The following is a 429-nucleotide window of genomic DNA, read 5'->3' as shown; positions in this document are numbered from 1 at the left end:
AACGCCTCTTTAACCCTCATTGTATCAGACGTCTGTCCATCAAGAACCATTTCCAATACACATTTGGTATTGAGCATCACGGTTAGGTATTCAACATAGGAATAAGACGGTTTCTTGTCAAAAACAATAAAATTGCACTTAAAACCATCTAATGCATCTTTTATTTTCTGAACCTTTTCTTTCCTTCCTTTATCCATGCCGACAAAAGAAACATCGAAATCAGATGTTCTTTCTATCTCACCGATGATTTTTAGTTGAGGCATAGGTAGGTAAATATGCTTAAAGTCATACTTTGCTGCATCACCTTCATCAAAAGTATATGTTTCAAAACCTTTTAGGTGATGGTTCAGGCTTCCATCTGTGACATTTCTAAAAACAATCACCTTCCTCCCGTCAATCTTTGATATCGGCTTTATATCTCTCAGAGAA

Annotated in this window: 1 pseudogene; it reads right to left on the bottom strand. The window is 36.1% G+C overall.

Annotation, left to right across the window (positions count from 1 at the left end):
- Positions 1-383, bottom strand: a pseudogene (locus tag AB4486_RS24815) (lipopolysaccharide biosynthesis protein); the annotation flags it as partial.
- Positions 384-429 lie beyond the last annotated feature (46 nt).

Origin of the sequence: Vibrio sp. 10N.222.55.C6 (assembly GCF_041473395.1) — a bacterium.
Classification (GTDB): Bacteria; Pseudomonadota; Gammaproteobacteria; order Enterobacterales; family Vibrionaceae; genus Vibrio; species Vibrio crassostreae_C.
The sequence above is the reverse complement of the archived record's forward strand: the minus strand, read 5'-3'. Positions and strand labels throughout refer to the sequence as shown.